Annotated in this window: 19 protein-coding genes; 9 read left to right on the forward strand and 10 right to left on the reverse strand. The window is 58.3% G+C overall.

Features of this window, described 5'->3' with window-relative positions:
• Positions 1 to 52: 52 nt before the first annotated feature.
• The 5 genes from N5J73_RS00135 to N5J73_RS00155 all read left to right on the forward strand — a co-directional run bounded on the left by N5J73_RS00135 (position 53) and on the right by N5J73_RS00155 (position 5,152).
• Positions 53 to 361, forward strand: coding sequence for a hypothetical protein (locus N5J73_RS00135; RefSeq protein WP_010484749.1), 309 nt, complete (start codon positions 53 to 55; stop codon positions 359 to 361).
• An 88-nt stretch (positions 362 to 449) separates the two neighbouring features.
• Entirely contained in the window at positions 450 to 1,556 is a 1,107-nt protein-coding gene (locus N5J73_RS00140) for a polysaccharide biosynthesis/export family protein (RefSeq protein WP_010484747.1), read from the forward strand.
• Positions 1,557 to 1,569: 13 nt separating this feature from the next.
• Positions 1,570 to 2,262: a YjbF family lipoprotein gene (locus tag N5J73_RS00145; RefSeq protein WP_164078607.1), complete on the forward strand. Its 693-nt coding sequence runs from the start codon at positions 1,570 to 1,572 to the stop codon at positions 2,260 to 2,262.
• Positions 2,259 to 3,032 (forward strand): capsule biosynthesis GfcC family protein, encoded by a 774-nt coding sequence (locus N5J73_RS00150; protein WP_164078608.1) that lies wholly within the window; start codon positions 2,259 to 2,261, stop codon positions 3,030 to 3,032. Before N5J73_RS00145 ends, N5J73_RS00150 begins: the two co-directional genes overlap by 4 nt.
• The gene (locus N5J73_RS00155) at positions 3,032 to 5,152 is read left to right on the forward strand and encodes a YjbH domain-containing protein (RefSeq protein WP_164078609.1); all 2,121 of its coding nucleotides are present in this window, start codon (positions 3,032 to 3,034) and stop codon (positions 5,150 to 5,152) included. The genes N5J73_RS00150 and N5J73_RS00155 overlap by 1 nt, the downstream gene beginning before the upstream one ends.
• Before the next feature lie 129 nt (positions 5,153 to 5,281).
• Here N5J73_RS00155 and N5J73_RS00160 read toward each other — a convergent pair whose 3' ends face one another.
• From N5J73_RS00160 to N5J73_RS00205, 10 genes are all read right to left on the reverse strand, one after another.
• A complete protein-coding gene (locus N5J73_RS00160) occupies positions 5,282 to 6,346 on the reverse strand; it encodes a polysaccharide pyruvyl transferase family protein (RefSeq protein ID WP_164078610.1) in 1,065 nt (354 codons plus the stop codon).
• The gene (locus N5J73_RS00165) at positions 6,343 to 7,380 is read right to left on the reverse strand and encodes a glycosyltransferase family 1 protein (RefSeq protein ID WP_143994461.1); all 1,038 of its coding nucleotides are present in this window, start codon (positions 7,378 to 7,380) and stop codon (positions 6,343 to 6,345) included. The genes N5J73_RS00160 and N5J73_RS00165 overlap by 4 nt, the downstream gene beginning before the upstream one ends.
• Positions 7,377 to 8,396 (reverse strand): glycosyltransferase, encoded by a 1,020-nt coding sequence (locus N5J73_RS00170; RefSeq protein WP_143994460.1) that lies wholly within the window; start codon positions 8,394 to 8,396, stop codon positions 7,377 to 7,379. The genes N5J73_RS00165 and N5J73_RS00170 overlap by 4 nt, the downstream gene beginning before the upstream one ends.
• The gene (locus N5J73_RS00175; RefSeq protein WP_143994459.1) at positions 8,393 to 9,388 is read right to left on the reverse strand and encodes an EpsG family protein; all 996 of its coding nucleotides are present in this window, start codon (positions 9,386 to 9,388) and stop codon (positions 8,393 to 8,395) included. Before N5J73_RS00175 ends, N5J73_RS00170 begins: the two co-directional genes overlap by 4 nt.
• A complete protein-coding gene (locus N5J73_RS00180; protein WP_164078611.1) occupies positions 9,385 to 10,131 on the reverse strand; it encodes a glycosyltransferase family 25 protein in 747 nt (248 codons plus the stop codon). The genes N5J73_RS00175 and N5J73_RS00180 overlap by 4 nt, the downstream gene beginning before the upstream one ends.
• The gene (locus N5J73_RS00185; protein WP_143994457.1) at positions 10,128 to 11,348 is read right to left on the reverse strand and encodes a hypothetical protein; all 1,221 of its coding nucleotides are present in this window, start codon (positions 11,346 to 11,348) and stop codon (positions 10,128 to 10,130) included. The genes N5J73_RS00180 and N5J73_RS00185 overlap by 4 nt, the downstream gene beginning before the upstream one ends.
• Positions 11,349 to 11,434: 86 nt before the next feature.
• The gene (locus tag N5J73_RS00190; RefSeq protein ID WP_164078612.1) at positions 11,435 to 13,645 is read right to left on the reverse strand and encodes a polysaccharide biosynthesis tyrosine autokinase; all 2,211 of its coding nucleotides are present in this window, start codon (positions 13,643 to 13,645) and stop codon (positions 11,435 to 11,437) included.
• Between the two features lie 57 nt (positions 13,646 to 13,702).
• Positions 13,703 to 14,137: a low molecular weight protein-tyrosine-phosphatase gene (locus N5J73_RS00195; protein WP_164078613.1), complete on the reverse strand. Its 435-nt coding sequence runs from the start codon at positions 14,135 to 14,137 to the stop codon at positions 13,703 to 13,705.
• Positions 14,138 to 14,287: 150 nt separating this feature from the next.
• Complete coding sequence (locus tag N5J73_RS00200; protein WP_099589758.1) at positions 14,288 to 15,745, reverse strand: undecaprenyl-phosphate glucose phosphotransferase; 1,458 nt, start codon at positions 15,743 to 15,745, stop codon at positions 14,288 to 14,290.
• A gap of 89 nt (positions 15,746 to 15,834) precedes the next feature.
• The gene (locus N5J73_RS00205) at positions 15,835 to 16,104 is read right to left on the reverse strand and encodes a helix-turn-helix transcriptional regulator (RefSeq protein ID WP_075075810.1); all 270 of its coding nucleotides are present in this window, start codon (positions 16,102 to 16,104) and stop codon (positions 15,835 to 15,837) included.
• Between the two features lie 120 nt (positions 16,105 to 16,224).
• Here N5J73_RS00205 and N5J73_RS00210 point away from each other — a divergent pair, with 120 nt between their 5' ends.
• From N5J73_RS00210 to N5J73_RS00225, 4 genes are all read left to right on the forward strand, one after another.
• Positions 16,225 to 17,001, forward strand: a complete 777-nt coding sequence (locus N5J73_RS00210) for a hypothetical protein (protein ID WP_125899104.1) — start codon at positions 16,225 to 16,227, stop codon at positions 16,999 to 17,001.
• Between the two features lie 68 nt (positions 17,002 to 17,069).
• A complete protein-coding gene (locus N5J73_RS00215; protein ID WP_279940468.1) occupies positions 17,070 to 17,525 on the forward strand; it encodes an NIF family HAD-type phosphatase in 456 nt (151 codons plus the stop codon).
• Between the two features lie 187 nt (positions 17,526 to 17,712).
• The gene (locus N5J73_RS00220; RefSeq protein WP_226053690.1) at positions 17,713 to 18,159 is read left to right on the forward strand and encodes a cyclin-dependent kinase inhibitor 3 family protein; all 447 of its coding nucleotides are present in this window, start codon (positions 17,713 to 17,715) and stop codon (positions 18,157 to 18,159) included.
• 508 nt (positions 18,160 to 18,667) lie between these two features.
• Positions 18,668 to 19,096 carry a periplasmic heavy metal sensor gene (locus N5J73_RS00225; protein ID WP_087786541.1) on the forward strand — a complete coding sequence of 143 codons (429 nt, stop codon included), beginning with the start codon at positions 18,668 to 18,670 and terminating at the stop codon, positions 19,094 to 19,096.
• Position 19,097 lies beyond the last annotated feature (1 nt).

The following is a 19,097-nucleotide window of genomic DNA, read 5'->3' on the forward strand; positions in this document are numbered from 1 at the left end:
CAGCCAACATAGCGGTGGAAAAATTTCCCTCACGGAGTAGGAGACCCCGTAGATGAAGAAGATGATTGCCGCCCTGGCCCTGCTGGGCCTGTCCTCGCCGGTGTTCGCCCAGGAAGCTCCTGTCGCCGCCGAAACCAGCGCCGAAGTTGCTGGTGCTGAAGCTGCTGGCGCTGCCGCCACCGGCACCCTGACCACGGTCGCTACCGTGGGCCTGGGCATTGCCGCTGCTGGCGTGCTGTACAGCGTTGCTGCGGACAGCAGCAAGGACGACGCGGGCAACAACGGCGGTACCGGCACCACCAACCCGCCGACCGGCACCACCGGTACGACCGGCACCACCGGCACCACCGGCACCAACTGATCGGTCCGCCGAAGCAGTAACCCCGCCCTCGCCGGGCGACGTTCGGCGAGGGCTTTTTCATGCCCGATCGGGCCAGGAACAGATTTCGATGGACTGCAAGCGTTTCGTAGCCACAATGACGGTGGCACTCACCCTGACCGGCTGCATGTGGGCGCCAGGCCAGCATCTTCGCTCGAGCACCTTCGCTCGCGATGATCAGCCCATTGGCAACGACCAGATCGAACTGATTCCGATCACGCCCAAGTTGATCGCCATGGAGCGCGCCACCCGCGATGTCGCGGCACTGCCCGCTGCCCTGACCCAGTATCAGCCGGGCCCCTACCGCATCGGTGCCGGCGACATTCTCTATATCACGGTCTGGGATCACCCCGAACTGACCGTGCCAGCGGGCCCGCAGCAGCAGCTGAACGCCGCAGGCCGCCTCGTGCAGTCCGACGGAACGCTGTTCTATCCCTACATCGGCAAGATCACCGCAACGGGCAAGACGCCCGGCGAACTGCGTGAAGAGATCTCCACCAAGCTGGCACGCTACATCGAAGCGCCGCAGGTGGACGTCTCCATGTTGACCTATGCCAGCCAGCGCGTCTGGGTCACCGGCGCCTCGCGCCAGGCCGCCACCGTTCCGCTGACGGTAACGCCGCTGACGATGGGCGATGCCATCAGCCAGGCAGGCCTTGACCCGGCACAGGCCGACCTCTCCGGCATTCGCCTGACACGTGATGGCACCACCTACACCATCGATCTCGATCGGCTGGGTCGCAGCGGCGGCGGTGACACCAATGTGTTCCTCAAGTCCGGCGATCACATCTACGTGCCCTATCTCGACCACAAGGAAGTATTCGTGGTTGGCGAGGTCAATCAGCCGGGTGCAATGAACTTCAAGACCGGCGAAATCTCCCTGAGCCAGGCCCTTGGACGTGCGCGCGGCCTGCTGCAGACCACGTCGAATGGCAACGCTGTCTACGTGATCCGCGGCTCGAACGACCTGCAGAGCACTCCGTCGCAGGTGTTCCATCTGGAAGCCAAGTCACCGACCGCATTTGCCGTGGCCAGCCAGTTCGACCTGCAGCCCGGCGATGTCGTGTTCGTCGGCGCCGCTGGCGTGACCCGCTGGAGCCGGTTCGTGAACCAGCTGCTGCCGTTCACCTCCATCATCAGCAACGCCGCCAGCGCGCGCAGCGACCTGGACAAGTAAGGTGGCCCGCACCATGAGCAGGATCGCTCAGGCCGCCACCCGACACGCAAACCGCCAGCGCCCCGTGGCGCTGGCCTTGCTAGTACTCATCACCGCAACCAGTTGCGGCGTTGTGGGCAAGACCAGCGTCAAGTCGGTCCAGATGGCGCTGCAGGGCAAGCCCGACGTGGAGCCCACGGCCGCCGAGGTGGCCGCCAATCGATTCCCGCAGATCAAGGTCACCGGTCCGGCAGGCGGCGCCGTCCTGGTGCTTGGCAACATCGACTCCGGCCGCCAGGCCTGGTACAGCTCCGAGCGAAGCATCGTCTTCCTCAGCGATGGTGTCGTCGTCGGAACCCACGGCAGCAGCCCGGAACTGCAGGACATGACGCTCGACGGGGACTCCCCCTTCCACGCGCTGCACCGGGTAGTAGACGGCACGACCGTGCAGCGCCGTTACGACGTCATGCCTGATTACCGGTATGGAATGAGCGTCACCGGCACTCTGACCACCCTGGGCAAAGAGAAGGTCCATATCCTGGAGAGCGAGCGCGAGCTGTTGCACGTGCGGGAGCGGCTTCAGGGCGACGGCTGGAAGCGCGACAACCACTACTGGGTCGATCCTGCCAACGGGTTCATCTGGAAGAGCATCCAGGCCATCGCACCCGACACCAGCCTTGAAGTTGTCCAGCTCAAGCCCTACTCGCAGGACCTGCAGAACCGATGACACTGCGACCGATCACCCTTGGGCTGGCACTGGCGCTGGCCTCCCATGCGCACGCCTCATCGCCGATTGGCGTCGAAGCGGTCGGCCATGTTCGCAATCCCGGCATGCACACGCTTCCCGCCGAGGCCCGCCTCAGCGCAGCCGCACTCGCTGCAGCGCCGGAAGAAGAAGCCTATATGCTGGGCGCCGCGCTTCTTCGGCAACGTGCACTGACGCCACAGACCCGCCTCAAAGCGGGCCTGCTCTTCGATCTTGAAACGCTCGCCTCTCAGCAGGACGCCCCGGAACTTGCCGACGCGGCCGCACAGCTGGCGCGCGAGCTCGGTGATCTGCCAGTGACCGGGCGCGAACCGCAGCTCCTTGATCCGCGGCGCCTGGAAGCCAGTGCATCGGAGAATCGGCCCGCGCTGGCGGGCGACCGCGTCGTCTACCCTGGCCGACCCGAAACCGTGCAGGTTGTTGGCGCAGTGGTACAGCCTTGCAAGCTGCAGCATCAAGCCACACTCGACGCACGAAGCTACCGCAACGCGTGTGCCTTGTTGCCAGCGGCGAGCCGAGATGATCTCTACGTCATCCAGCCCGACGGCAAAGTGCAGCAACTCGGCGTGGCCCTGTGGAACCGCAGCACGCCCGTGCACCTCGCTCCTGGGGCGGTGATTTACGTGCCGCTGGACGCCGCCAAGATCCGCACGATTGCCCCCGATGTCAACGAGGATGCCGCGCGCTTCCTTGCCACCCAGGTGCTGGATGCACCCGGAGTTTCATACTGATGCGCCATCGCTCCATGCCACTAGCACGTGCCAGCGTTGCCCTTCTCAGCCTGAGCATCAGCGCTGTATTACACGCACAAACAGCCCCTGCCCCCATCGCCAGCGATTGGGGCGGCGTTGGCCTGCTGCAGACCCCCACCGCACGCATGGCCGACGACGGCGAGGTAAGCTTCACCGCGAGCCATACCTCTCCCTACAGTCGCTACAACGTGGTGATGCAACCCCTGCCCTGGGTCGAAGGTGCATTCCGCTATGTATCGGTAGCGAACCGACGCTATGGCCCAGAATGGCTGAGCGGCAAGCAGAACTACAAGGACAAATCGATCGACCTGAAGGTTCGGCTGTGGCAGGAAAGTCGATGGGCGCCTGAGATCTCCGCAGGCTTCCGCGATATCGGCGGAACGGGCTTGTTTTCCAGCGAATACCTGGTTGCAAGCAAGCGGTTCGGGCCGATCGACGCCAGCGTTGGCCTAGCCACAGGCTACATTGGCAATCGCGGCGACTTTTCAAATCCCCTGAGGCTGATCAGTGATCGATTTGAAGAGCGGCCCCGCGTCAAGGGCACAGGAAACTTCAATAGCAAGGGAATGTTCCAGGGACCAGTCGGCATTTTCGGCGGCATCGCCTACCAGACCCCCTGGGAACCCCTACAGCTGAAGCTTGAGTACGATGGCAACGACTACAAGCGCGAACCACAGAACAACAATCAAACGCAGAAGAGCCCGATCAACCTGGGCGCAAGCTATGCCGTGAATCCCAACGTGCAACTGCATCTTGGCTGGGAGCGCGGCGACACAGCCATGTTCGGCATTACCCTGCGCGGCAATGTGGCACGAGCGAAATCCACGCCCAAGCTGCTGGATCCGCCCCCAGTTGCACGAGCATCCGCGGCACCCTCTGCGCAGTCAATCGATGACATCGACTGGCCCGCCTTGAGCCGGACCCTGGAAGAGAACGCCGGCCTTCGTGTCACGGGCATCAGCCGACGTGGATCGGAAGTCATCGTCAGCGGCGAACAGCGCCGGTTCTACTACCCGGCGCAGGGAGTTGGCCGTGCGGCGCGCATCCTGGATTCCGAACTGCCATCCGATACCACCTGGTTCACGATCGAGAATACCCGCTTGGGCGTACCTGTCGTGGAAAGCAGCATCGAGCGCAGCACCTTCAACAGCTACCTCGACAATCGTACCCCGCTGAGCGAACTGGCCGGCCACATCGAGCAGGCAGCACCTGCGCAGCGGCGCCGTGAGAGCCTTTATGCGGCGCCACTTCGGCGCTACGATGGCGCGTTCAATATTGGATACCAGCAGCAGTTGGGTGGACCGGATGGCTTCTTCCTATTCCAGGTCGCAGGCACCTACTCGGCCAACTTCCACTTCACGCGGAATACCTGGCTGAGTGGAACGGCCAGCTACAACGCATACAACAACTACGACCGCTTCCGCTACGACGCGCCAAGCAACCTGCCCCGGGTCCGCACCAACATCCGCAAGTACCTGACAACGGAAGACCTGACTCTGACCAACCTGCAGCTCACCAGCAATCATCAGCTGGGCAAGGACCTGTATGGTTCGGCCTACGCCGGCCTGTTCGAGGCCATGTACGGCGGTGTGGGTGGTGAGATCCTCTACCGCCCCCTCAATGAGCGCTGGGCCGTGGGTGCCGAGCTAAACTGGGTGAAGCAGCGCGATTTCGATCAACGCTTCAGCTTCCGCGACTACAGCAACACCACCGGCCACGCCAGCTTCTATTATCAGTGGGGCGATGAGCACAAGATCACCAGCATGATCAGCGCCGGTCGCTACCTGGCAAAGGACTGGGGCGCCACGGTCTCGGTCGCGCGCGCTTTCGACAATGGCGTCAACATGGGCGCATACGCCACCAAGACCGATGTTTCATCCAAGGACTTTGGCGAAGGCAGTTTCGACAAGGGCATCTTCATCTCGATCCCCTTCGACTTCCTGCTGCCACGCTCAACCCGCGCGCGTGCGACGTTCGCTTGGAATCCGCTGTATCGGGATGGTGGCGCGCGCCTGAGCCGGAGCTACGCGTTGTACCAACTAACTTCGGAGCGAGATCCAGACTTCTTCTATGACAGCATTGAAAAAATCGGCGATTAACTCATCACGGCAGAGCGACGCGATCAATGTGCGCAGTTCAGGACCCGGGACAACCCCCCAGGCGCAGATCTGATTACCATCAAGGCAACCGTCCTGAGGACGCATCGACGCGGCGTGAAATTTGACAAATCAAGCGGCGTTGCTCGAGCCGTCTCGTATTGCCGAATGCAGTAGCTCGCGACAGCCGCTTAGCTTGATCATGGAATGACGAAGCCTGTCATTGTACTCAGCACGGGCCGCTTGACTCCCCAGCAAAAGGTGAACCTGGGCAAGGACCTTTTCCTGATCAAACGAATTCACGTTGTGGACAAACTCGGGGATATCGAGATCTCCAAATGCACCAAAACCCTTTCTTTCGTAGGCAAGGTGCACTACATAGTGACCCGCAGCCAAGGCCATCAATGCCGCATGCAGACGCACGGCCACAACCACGCGCGGCTCTGCAGCACTACCCATCATCTCCGGACGAGGAATCAATCTGCGATAAGTAAGCTCACTCGTCGCCGGTCGGTCATCATTACTCCTCACCGTACTTTGAATATAGCTGTCATAGGTGCCGATCGAATTCGCAAGAGGTAGCAATCCTCCAGGCAAGCGACCATTGACATGGCGTACGGAAAGAACAGGCACATCAGCGACTGCCAGGCTCACTCCACGCTCAGACATACGACCGGCTGCCAGATCTGCAGCGCGAAGAGCATTTGGCAGGCCCATTTCCTTAATACTGCGGTCATCCCGAAGAAAAACCTTCTGCATTCGTCGAAGGACCCCGCGAAGAATCAGCCGAGAACCGAAATGTGCAGGACCAATACTTTGAGGCAGATATACCGCCCTCCTCGGTGCTCGCCAGGCAGCTGCAAGCAACTGGGGACCGTGCACCAACGCAGTCTTCAACGCCTCCTTCATTGATTTTGCCCGGAGATACCCCCCACCAACGGCGACAATCGCATCAAAGCGGTCCATTGACCAAAGAGCATGAAGATACTCACTCGGATAGCCGAAGCGACCCGGCTTCGATCTAACGAAGCGAACACCAGGAATCGACTCGAAGGACTCGGGGTAACTCGCCAAGACCACTGCCTCGATCGCTTCATCGTCGAATGCAGCTCTAACCGCCTTGAGAGTTTCAGCTACAAGCAGGCCATCACCCAGGTTTTCGGCACTGTAAGCGTGCAGGATCAGGACACTCTTCATTTAATCAACTCCCTATAGATATCCATATGCGCTGCAACGCTTGCGTCCCAGCTGAAGCGTGATGCCCAGCCGACACCATCCTTCGCACATCGTTTCAATTGGTCTCCATTTGAAAGTGCCTCTGTCAATCCTTGAAGTATACAATCCCGCCCGAGAGTATCATCGGGCAGTTTCAAGCTTGGCCCACCAACTTCTTTCAGCGATCCACGTTCAGACGTGAGCACGGCTGTACCGCTCGCCATTGCCTCAAGAACAGGAAACCCAAAACCCTCGTAAAGACTTGGAAACACGAATAGCTGCGCACGCTGCATAAGAGCGATCTTGTCTTCTTCACTGACAAACCCCACGTGAATTACATTCTTCGCGGCGCCTATCTGCTTCATCAATGTATCGAAGTTCCACGCAGGCTTTCCCGCGACAACCAGAGGCAACCCCAACTTTTTGAACTCGGCAGACTCAACCGCCTCCAGAAGCGGCTGGAGATTCTTTCTGGGCTCTATGTTCCCAACGTACAAAATGAACTCCGCCGGAATCATTGCTTGCAGGGAGTCAGAAAGATCTCGCGGACTAGAAAACTTGGCCACATCAATACCATGCGGAATCACCGAAATGCGATCCCGCTCGATTCCGAAGACTTCGCTTACATCATCCGCACTCGACCTCGACACTGTAATAACCCTATTCGTACTCGAGATCGCACGCTTCACGCGCGCACGCCAGACGGCTTCTTGGCGAGCAGTCCTTGCAGTTGATATCCAGCGACTGGCAACCCCATGTACCGTAACGACTGACGGAATACGGCTCACTTTGAATAGAGGCCCGGTATCGGCCGAATAGTGAATGACTGCCCCAACCCGCGCCAGAATTAATGGAGCAAGGGATTCCTTTGCCATTGTGAGGACGGGACTTTTAGAGTACGGAAGTACTCCAACCTCAACGCCTTGTAAAGTCAAACCTTCCGCGACTTTTCGGGTGTAGGTGGTATTCCCGCCTACGTGGCGCTCCAGAATGCGTCCCGGGAAGTAAACTTTCATTCGACCAGACTCCTATATGTATTAAGCAGAACCTTCCTCTGTTCCGCCCTGTTCATTCGCGCCAGCAACTCTGAGTTGGCACGCCTCAACCCCGCAATCTGTGCGGGATCCTCCGCGAGCCCCAGCAATAGTTGTACAGCGTCGCCAGTCCGATCCACCGCTAAAAACTGATCATCCTCAAAAGCGGGTATCTTGCGAACAATGATTGCGCAGCCGAGCGCAGCTGCATCCAGCACACTCAAGGGATAGCCCTCGTAGGCCGCACTATGAAGATATACTGAAGATGATTTCAACTCATCAAAAAGTCGGTCGGGTCCCAGCCAACCCGTAACACGAACACCAAGGCCCTCCAGTCGCCGCCGGTAATCCAGATCCCCGTCTCCGATCCAGACAAACTTGAACCGCTGATCGTTCCGCAACGCATCAGCAACTTCGGCAAAGAACAACGGATCCTTCTGGCGCGCAAGCCTACCAACCATAGAAACGGTAAACGGTATGGAATCCGTTCGCTCAGTTGGAGCGTGCAGTGAATCAGCAATCGTCGGTACATTCGGAAGATTGACGAGCTGCCCCTTCAAGCCGGCAGATTTAGCGAGGCGAACTTCATGATTGGTCAATGTTAGAACAACCTTGGAAGATCTGCTCAGAATACGCTCGGCAACCCTAAATACTGCCTTCGAAGCTCGGCCACGGTAGGGGTCGTCAAAAACGAAACAATGGGGTTGATATACAACCGGCGCCGGCATTGGAATAATTCGGGCAAACATTCCTGCCCAGCTCGAATGCGCGTGAATGACGTCTGGCATGTACTTCCGAGCAACCCTCGAAAGCTGAATCACTTTCGCGCACTTCCCTCCACGCAATTGTTCAGCCCCTGCAAAGCCAGAGCTAGCCGTAGGAGACTCCTCGCCGTCGAAAGCAAGAAAATGCTCATGCTCGGGGAGTAAGCCCGCAATCGACTCAATAGCCCGACTTACACCACCCGCGTAGCAATCAGCGACGTGAAGAACTCTCATCGCGCCCCTCCACTCAGCGCCACGATGTAGTTACGCACTTTGGGCCAATAGGCAAAAATGGAGAGTGCAGCAAACAGACCGGCGATGAAGTATGCCGCATAGCCAAGTCGATTTGAGAGAATCAAGTTGCCAAACATGAGGAAGAATAAAATAGCCGCGAGAATCTGAATATCAATAACTCTAAGAATCGCCTGCGGAATCTGTCCAAGCAACCTCGGCCCCGCGAGAGCAAGAAGGAGGACCGAGCCAAGCATCGCCAGCATATTTTTTATAGAGACCTCGCTACTAGCTACTCCACCGCCGCCACCATTGTAGAAGCCAACTTTAGTTTGAATGTTCTCCGCAAATATACCTGCATATCCGACCAGGGAGCCACTTGCCTCAACAACCTGTGACCCCAGGCTGAATCCCGTCAACATAGTTACAGGTGCCAGCAATAGTACAGCCATAAGCAGCTTTCGTCGGACTAAGAGACCGGGCTTCAAATACAGAAATGGCAACCAGAGAATGGATGTGATCTGACTAAAGAGCATTGCGACCGCAAAGAGTGCACGAGCGAGACGTGATCTTGATGTTGCCGCCAGAATGAAGAATTCCAGAGCAAAGGACTGCCGAAGCAGAAACGTGGTGATATCATGAAAGGACGGAATAAGAAATGAAACGAGCAGAATACAGGCAGGCACACGCCTAGAACGGGTCAATCCATAAAGCCGGTAGATAACCCAAAGCCACGATATACTCTTCAGGAAAACGAACTGAAAATAATTAAACCCAAGCTTCGACGACAAGTACATCAAAAGCGCGGAAACCACCTCCACACCAAAGGGCAGGTTGCTAAGCGAAATCGCATCATAACGCTCTCGATACATAATATTATCAAGCAGCATCGGCGTATTTTCCGCCGCCACCCATGAGACTCCAATGTACAGTGGCAGATAAAGAAGGAATAGCAGAAACCCCTCCCTAGCCGTGAATCTATACGGAATCTTCATTTTTCTATCCATCTCCTTACCAGCAGCCCACAACGTCGCGCCCAACCTCGCAGGTAGCGAACTGGATCTAGGAGCGGATTGTTCTCTGAGAAGTTCTGCCGCTCGCCCTCAATTGCACTTTCGAGCACCCTGTAGTCCTCAAGGACAACCAGTGGGTGGCAGTGCCTGACGAGCATGCCTTTGCTACTGAACATAGCCCAGTCATCAGCGGCCCCATCGATCGATGTGGTCGCCGCCCTCAGCCGCTGTGCGCCCTGGCGTGAGATCAGATAGGCTACCGCACCGCATGGCCATTGACGGAATGGCCTGCCAGTAAACGCACCGCTATTCAGACGACAATCGCGGGAGATTGGATTAAAAATTCCAATCCGAAACCGATCGCTCTGAGGGATCTTCGAGTAACCAATTACGACAATATCCGCGTCTTCTGCACCGCTACGCATCCGATCGGCGAGTTCCGCAACCACTGGAACGAACTCATCCATCAGATTCGCGTCATCTTCAAGCACAAGGGCCACATCATGCTCGGCAGCCAGCCCCGCGATCGCTCGATGACTCATTGCGCAACAGTATTCACCTGGAGTGAGCCTGCCGCGCCCCCCGATGAGTTCTCCCAGATCCGCGGGAGTGAGTGCATCGAATATTTGATAGGAAACCACACCATCCAGCCTCTCCCGGATGGATTTGCGCCGATCAATAGCACTCTTCAGGGAAAGCACATAAGTAGGCAGATTCGTGATCATTTGTTTATGCGCCTCCATGCACCAACTCTCGAGCTCATGACTACTAAAGTCACGAGCCCGATGAACTCACCCGCACCAACTGCCAGCATCGCCCCCCTATACCCATAGATCCCTGGCAGAACCGAAAGCAGCGCGAGGCAGATCACCGCAACCATCAAATTCGCTCGCAACGAATTACGCTCAAGGGAAAGAGGAACATTCACCTGGGTAGCAATGAAAACAGAACAAGAAATGAACCCCGCACTGGCTGCTACCAACAGCACATCAACCAGAGTGAACGCACCGGCAGCAGCGGAAAGAAGATTTAGAACTCCCGCCCCAAACATGATTCCAATCCCACCCATCACAGCCATGATGACCAAGAACCCGAGCAGACTTCGGCGGAACTGCTCGCCAGAAGACCCCCTAAGGACGGATCGAATTCCATTAGGAGTTTGATATCGACAGTACGCATTGGTAACTGCGCAAGCCATGTAGACGACCTGCTTGAGGATATTAAGCTTCGCAACGGCAACTTCACCAAGAGCGGCCTTGACGATCACCTGATCCAACTGCTGATAAGACGCTGCAACACTTCCACTCATAAGCAAGTGCCTAGCCTGGACGATCTGATTCCATGCGCCGGTAAGCCACACCTGCTCCGCCATCCAGCTTTGCTGACGACGCCACGCGATTACGAAGCCCATCACATTCGAAGCGATGAGAATCCCAGCCATGATGATGGCAAATCGACTAATCGCACCCTCTCCGATTACGAGAAGGTAGATCATCGCCAGGCCCACTCCCCGCACAACCGTATTACGAATCAAGATGGATCTATAGTCGTGCACCGCATAGAAGTACCAATCAACGTTCAAGCAAGAGCTTGCGAGCGCCAATGACAGCGGCCACGCCCCGACGATACGCCCTGTCGACATAACAAGCAGTAGAGCGCAATAGACCACCAGAGCACCGCAGACAAGTATCAACTGAGCCGCAAGGAGAGAGCGAAATACTGAGCGGACCCCTCCAGTCTCCTGAGCATGCACATAGGCGCGGCCGGCAAATGCCGAGAATGCAGTTATGGAAACAGTGAGCGAAACAGTGTAGGCAAGGAATGCACCCAGGTAAGACCCATAATCAGCCAGCGATGTCCGGCTGATTGCCAGTGGCAGTGCAACCAAGGGGAACGCCGCGACCACGAGATTGTAGAGCAGCGAATAGACAGCCTTTTTCATGCCGCCGCCATCTCATCGCTCCCGTACCAGGAATAGCTGGCCTGATGACATCGCACAAAACCGAGGGACGGATGTATCAACACCAATCAATTGCTCGACTTGTACTCGTAGTACCCGTAGCTGTAATAGCCCGTAGCGCGACGCTGTACCGCGTTGAAGATCGCACCCTTGATGCGCACGTTGTTCTGTTCAAAGCGGCGCTTGGCGAGCGCCAGCTCCTTCGCCTGGTTGAGGCCAAAGCGCGCCACCATCAGGCAGGTACCGGCGTGATGGGCAATGATCGCAGCATCGGTAACGGCCAGGATCGGCGGCGTATCCACAATGACCAGGTCGTACTGCGGTGCCAGCTCTTCCAGCAACGCGGTGAAGTTGGCGTGCATCAGCAGTTCCGACGGATTCGGCGGAACGTCGCCACGCGCGATGAAGCTCAGATTGTCCAAGCCCGGAAGGCTTCGCACCACCTGAGAACGATCAACCTTGCCCACCAGAAGGTCAGACAGGCCCGGGGTCTGCGCTGCACCCAACGCTTTGTGCAGGGTTCCCTTGCGCATGTCGGCGTCGATGATCAGCACGCGCTGCCCGGCCTGCGCGATCACCGCCGCGAGGTTGGAGGACACGAATGTCTTGCCGGCGTTGGGGCTCGCGCCAGAGATCAGCACGATGTTGTTCTTTGCTTCCAGGCGCGCGAAATGCAGGCTGGTACGCAGGCTTCGAACCGCCTCGATCGCAAGGTCAGCCGGATCCTTGACTGCCAACAGATGAAGCTTGCCGTCGGCGCGGAACTTACCGCGCACCGAATCGGTCTGCTGCTGCGAGCTCACCGGAATCGAGGCATAGACCGGCAGGCCAAGCTCTTCGATCTGCGAGGGATCTTCCACGCCGCGATTGAGCAGCTGCTTCAGCAGCACCAGCGCCACCGACAGGAACGCGCCCAGAACGGTACCGATCAGCACCACCACGGCCTTGCGCGGCTTGACCGGCGTAGTGGCATCGACTTCGGCAGCATCGACGATGCGCACATTGCCAACGGTGCCAGCACGGGCCACGTCCAGCTGCTGCGCCTGATTCAGCATGCCGGTATACATCTCATTGCTGACCTGCAGGTCGCGGGTCAGGCGCAGCAACTCCTGCTGCGCTTCCGGAAGCTGCTTGACCTGCCCCTGGAAGTTGCTCTTGCGTCCCTCAAGCTCGCCGATCTGGCGCATCAGCGCCTGGTAGGCCGGATGGTCGCGGGTGAACTTGCGGTCCATCTCCGCCTGCTGCAGGCGAAGCTGCTGGATGCTGGTTTCCACGGCCACCTCCTGATCCAGCAGACCCTTGGTCTGCAGGGTCAGATCCACGGAGTTGGCACGTGTCTGGTAGGCACTCAGCGCCTTCTGCGCAGCATCCACCTGATTGCGGACATTCGGCAACTGCTCCTTGACGAAGGTCAGCTGCGCAGAGGCCTCAGCCGAATTACGTTCGACATTCTGGCGGACGTAAGCCTGCGCCACCTGCTGCAGAAAGTTCTGCGCCAGGACCGGGTCGGCACTCTCATAGGCCAAGGTGAGGATGCCAGAGTCCTTGCCGGACTCGCTCACGGCAATGTCCTTCTGCAGATCATTGATGACCGTCAGATGGCGCTGGCGTGACACTTCGAAGCGCATGCCTGGATGCGCTCGCATCTCGGCAACCTGCGCGGTCACCCCCTTTCCGGTGGCGACCTTGCCAACCTGCCCCTTCAACAGCAGATTGTCCTCTTCGTCGAACAGTTCATAGCCGCTGTTCTCGCCGACGACCAGAGTCATCGGTCGTGCAAGCAACGCGCGCGGCACATCCAGCTGGAAGATCTCCAACTTCTCGCCGCCCCAGCCGAAACGGCTCATGCCAAAGCGCACGTCAGCCAAGGCGTCCGGATCGGCACGCTCCGCCTTGCGGGCAAAATAGCCGCCCAGCAGCGGGAATCGATTGGGTTCGATGGCGATATCCAGCTTCAGCGCGTCGACCGCACTGCCCACCACTGCACGTGAGGTGATCAATGCGATCTCGGTGGTTGCTTCTGCAGACCCCGTCCCCATGCCCAGCGACTGGCTGATATCGGACAGCCCCGGCAACGAAGGCACCTTCGATTCAACCTGGACGATTGCATCCGCACGATAGATCGGCGTGGCCAGCAACGCGTAGGCCACCGCAACCACGAAGAACAGCCCGGTAATGCCGACGATCCACCACTTGTAGTCGATCAAGGTTCCAAGCAGCTGGCGCAGATCGATCTCGTCGCTGTCTTCCGGTGTGGATGTACGGGCTTCAGTGGTCATGAATTAGGGATCTTCAATGCGGGAAAAGAGTTGCAGGACAGGACTTCGCAGCGGACTTCAGAGGTGCCGCGCCCAGCTCTCCACGCCCTCGGCCATCAACTTGTAAACATGCTCGAATGCCGGGCGTTGCTGGCGATAAGGATCGGGAATCTCCCGTTCCTGCTGCCATTTGCCAAGCAGGAAGGTCTTTCCGGACGCCTGGGGCGCGATCTCGGCGATGCGGCGCACGTGCTTGCGCTCCATGGTCAGCACCAGATCAGCAGCCCCCAGGATGGCGTCATCAATCTGGCGAGCGCGATGAGCCAAGCCATCCATGCCCTGCTCGACCAGCAACTCCTGCGCCGTAGCATCAATGCCATGTCCAACCAGCGCACCGAGACCAGCGGAGGACACCTGGATGCCCTTCCCCTCGACGGCCTGCCGCAGCATCACTTCTGCGGAGGGACTGCGGCAAATGTTGCCGACACATACAAATAGAACGTTCTTGAACACTGACCCGGATCCTGTGGCATTCCTTGCAGCACACCCGCCTAGCAATACAAAGGGCGGCGGCAGCCGCTCAGGATACCTTACAAATTCGTTACCAGCGATGAAATCGCCAGCAAATTCGTGGAATTACGTCTCACTTCCAACCTAAGAAGCTCAGTACGCTGACTTCTGTCCCAGCACCTTCAATGCCGTCAACACAATGATGCGAGCATCCAGCGTTGGGCTCCAACGCCTGATGTAGTCGATGTCGTATTGCACGCGCTTTTTCATCGAACGCAGCTCCGGCGTCTCGCCACGCAGGCCGTGTACCTGCGCCCAGCCGGTGATCCCGGGCTTGACATAATGACGATGCATGTACCGTTCGATCACCCGCTCGTAGTGGTTGTTGTGCTGGATCGCATGCGGTCTGGGCCCCACCACCGACATGTTTCCACCCAGCACATTGAAGAACTGCGGCAGTTCATCCAGGCTACTCCGTCGCAGGAAGGCACCAAACCGCGTCACACGCGGATCCCCACGCGTCGCCTGGGTAATCTGGCCCACGTCTTCAGCATGCACGCGCATGGAGCGGAACTTAAGCATCCAGAATTCCTTGCCACCCAACCCGTGACGCTTCTGGCGGAACAATACCGGCCCCGGCGAACTCAACTTCACGCCGATAGCCAATAGAACAAACAGCGGCGCCAACAGGATCACCGCCAGTCCCGCCACAACGATGTCCTCGATCCGCTTGAACAGGCGGAAGCGATGATCCGACAAGCCCTGGCGCACGCCGATCATCGGCACATCGCCCACCTGATGCACGCCAGGATTGAGCGCCCCCAGGCCAGTAGTGTCCGGAATCAGGCGCACCGGCACAGGAAAGCGCTCGATCTGCTTGAGCATGTCCTTGATCGCGGCCGCATGCCCCATCGGCATCGAAACCCAGACCTGGTCGAATTCGCCCCGGTGCTGATCCATGTACTGCGGAACTTCGGTCAGCTCGCCCAGCCGACAGGGCGCATCGCCACCGCGCCGGGTGGCAATATCACCCGCACTGGCGAAGTAGCCAACGACCTCCTTGCCAAGCTCCGGCTTGCCACGCAGAAGGCGATGCAGCTTCAGCGCTGGCGCACGCAGCCCGACCAGCAGGATGCGCTCACGATCCATCCCGCGCGAACGCAGGCGGTGAAGCTGCACCCTCAGCAGTACACGCAACAGGGTCATCGCAGCCAGCCCGAACGCGTACCACCCCACCAGCCAGCTGGAGGGAACCGCGTCGGCCACCCCGACGATTACCACATAGATCGAGAACAGAGCGAAAGTGGACGACCAAGCCAACAGCAGCAGCCAGAGATCTGCCAGGAGGCCTCTGATACGCCAGTTGCGATAGACCGGCGCTACCGAAAAGCAGACGATGGCGCTGAGGATCACCGCCCCGAACACGATTCGCTGGGACGAGTCCGGTGCGCCTGCGCCATAGAGCAGGATGTGAGAAAGCACTGCCATTCCTGGCAGTAGCAACAGATCACCCAGACGCAATCCCAGCTCGAGGGCTGCTCGGGCCTCGACACGACGGCGGCCAGCGCGGGCCCGCTCCGCGGGAAGGTCTTCTACTGATCCATGTAGCAAAAGGACTAAATAACAACGGAAAACTTATTTAAAGCATATAAATCAATTACTTATGCTTGAAATAAGACTTTCGACTTATGTGAGCCTTGTCAATTGATCCTCGAGACTCGCACTGCCTTTAGAGCCTTGCAGATCAGATCAGACACCTCAGCTGGAGAGACACCCAGCGCAGATGCCATTTGGCAGAATTCGAGAACGTCTAGACGACGTGATCCAGACTCTATTGAAGAAATGCGCTGTTGGGGCCACCCCAGATGGGCAGCAAGCTGAGTCTGACTGATGCCCAAGATCTCCCGATGCTCCCGAAGCTTTCCGACCAAACGGAGGTACGGGTTCTGATAGATCGTCTTCGTAGCCATCCGGTCCGCCTCAAGGAGCGGATGGAAATCTATGACCGGGGCACGGCATACATGAAAATCATGTAGACGACATCGTGCCGCCTTGGTAGCATCCGGACTGGTTAATTTGCCGGGGATCGAGTGATCTATGGCCGTAGCCAACAGACCCTCCTTCCTTCGTGGCCCGAGCTCGACTCACTTGTCGTATCGCTTGGTCCTTTCTACACCTGCGCCTGGTGTGCGCTTGAACGCTCCACTTCCGTTAGCGCGCCCGTTTCCTCAGACCCTGCTGTCGCCCAGCAACTCCTGCAATTCCTAAAAAGCGCAGGTGTTGTGACCGGTTCCAGTTCAGGCAACGGAGCCGTTAAGCGCTCTCTCTACGAACCGGTCAGTTGGTCCTACGTCGATGACCTGATTCTTCCTGATGACCTTGATGCAGCGCTCAAGGGGATGCTTGATGCTTGGCGCCCGACGCTTGATAAACACGCAAGACTTTGGATCTGGCGCCAGCTAGCGGATCGAGAGGCAAGCGCCTATCTCACATCATTGCTGCGCCGTCACCGTATCGGAGTGCACCGCGTAGATGAAATCCTGAGAAGTCAGGATGAGGAGTGGACTCGTCTGAGCCTGGGGCGGAAACGATACGTGCTCTGGTCATCTGTAAGGGGAGCAGCGAGCCAGTTCCTTAGTAGCGGTGGCAACGAGGACGCCGCACTAGAAGTGCTTTCCCGAGAGATGCGAAGGAGGACGCGCTGGCTGGTAGTAAAGGCGGCCGCGGGTGAACTTCGAAGAACCGACTATTGCTTCCTTCCTGACACAGGTTGGCGACGACCACTGATGATCGATGTAGCGCTGGAAAGCATACTGAAGATAGGCGATGACTACTGGCTTGCAGCTCCATCCTTGGGCGAAATCTAGTCAAAACAGAGGCCCTCGATTACCCACTTCCCTGGCTCAGCTGAACCAAGAATCACGAGACTTGATAGATGCGTCCAATCATTCTTGCACTGGACCTTGAGGGAACACTTATCTCCAATGCCGTCAGTCAAATACCCCGACCCGGCCTGATGGAGTTCCTAAACTATGCCAGCAGCACCTTCAATCGGATCGTCATGTTCACCTCTGTACCCCAAAAGGTTGTTGCAGAGATTACATCCCTCTTGGTGCTGGAGGGACGCGCTCCCGAATGGTCTCAACATCTCCCATACATCGAATGGGACGGTCCGACGAAGGACCTTCGATTCGTTTCGGCAGAACTTGGCGAGGCACTGTTGCTGGATGATCACGGGGCCTACGTGCATCCCGGCCAACACTTCCTCTGGATTGAAGCCCCTCTCTGCGCTGCACCATATTCTGATGGAGACGAGGGGCTGCAGCTGGTGATCCAGCGTCTTGAGGAGCGCCTCAATCCAGGCAGCACAAAGCCCAAGGCGCGGCCTTAGTGGATGGAGTGTGCCGTGGATGCAATCTTCGGACGCCGCAGTGAGACACCGCCAGCCCCCAATACTCGAGGATTCTGTGCACAGAACTAGCTTGTCTCATCCGTTGCAGATTGCGGGACTTTCCGTCGGTGCCAACGGAGGAACCATAGGCGTTACCTTTGCCCCCGGTAAGCATCAGAAAGTTGCAATGACGGGCTCGTGGTGTAGAGATCTCGAGCTCGATCTAGCGTCCGTCTCAGCTTGGGGATGTCGCCATCTGCTTTCCTTGATTGAACCGTGGGAGTTCGACGATCTCGGGATAGGGTCGCTACCCGAACGCGCGCGCGCTCATGGCCTGCACTGGCATGGTCTTCCGATTCGTGATGGAGAAGCGCCGGATCCTCAGTTCTTGGACGAGTGGACACGACTAGGCCCCGTCCTCACTGACGATTTGCTCCGCGGTGACAAAGTAGTCGTTCATTGCAAAGGAGGGCTTGGCAGAGCGGGCACCGTGGCTTCGATGCTACTGCTCGAGAGCAGATCATGCCTAAGCGCTGAAGAAGCTATGGCCAGAGTTCGGAGTGCTCGTCCCGGAGCCGTGGAAACGGCGGAGCAAGAGCGCTTCCTTCTTCACTGGGCTTCTCGGATGCTCTAGAACCGTGTGCGCTGAAGCATCCGTTCTGAACTCTTGACACGGCACTAATCACGTCCAGACCTGTGAACCTCCCAGTGCCGGATCAGCTTCGCCCCGGTGCTCATCGGTGAATCTGAGAACCCGCGGGGAGGTCAGCAATCAGAGGTTTGAGGGGATCTCCCCACGGCAGGCGTATAAGTAGGGAAGGATGAGGAGATCTCCACATGAATGATCTAGACGATTGGCTGTCCAGAGCCTCGGCAGCTACAAGGCCAGACGGCCATGATCGGGCCACCGATAGCCTGGTCCGACGCCTGTCCCAGGAAGCTTCCCCTTCGCAATGGGCCGGTAAGCGAGAGTTCCGCCGGGCACTCGCATGCGCGGCGCTCGCGGCGGTGCTTACCTGCGGAGGAGTAGGCTCCGCCTTCTTTGTCACCCAGGCACCCTCGCGCCCGACATGGGTCGCGGCCCCAGCTTCCATGTCCCCATACGCTCTACTGGTGGAACGCTGATGGCAATCGGACCCCTCATGAGGCTGCCGCTGGCAACAATCGCTGGCGCCATCATTGGCGTAGTGTGCGCGCTGGCTATCGGCTGGATCTGGCACTCGCTCAATCCTGGGCACAGCGATCTCCATGAACGCCTTCACGCCGTGGTGCCTCTGGACGACTCGGAGAAGCAGATCCTCCAGGCCAAGGAACAGCTGTTCGCAACAAGGCGAGGTGAGATCGAAGCGCGCCTGCGGATTGCCAACCGCCAGCTGGCGGACGCCATCGCGGCTGACCCCAAATGGAACCCCCAGGTGGAACGTGCAAGTCGTGAGGTGGAGCGGGCTGCGGGCGATCTCCAGCGCATCACGCTCGAGCATGTGTTCGAGATGCGCGAGGGCTTGAAACCCGAGCACCGGCCGGCCTACGACAAGGCACTCCTTGAAGCACTTCGCACCGACTCTCCCTGAG

This window comes from Stenotrophomonas sp. GD03654 (genome assembly GCF_029845105.1).
Lineage (GTDB): Bacteria > Pseudomonadota > Gammaproteobacteria > Xanthomonadales > Xanthomonadaceae > Stenotrophomonas > Stenotrophomonas africana.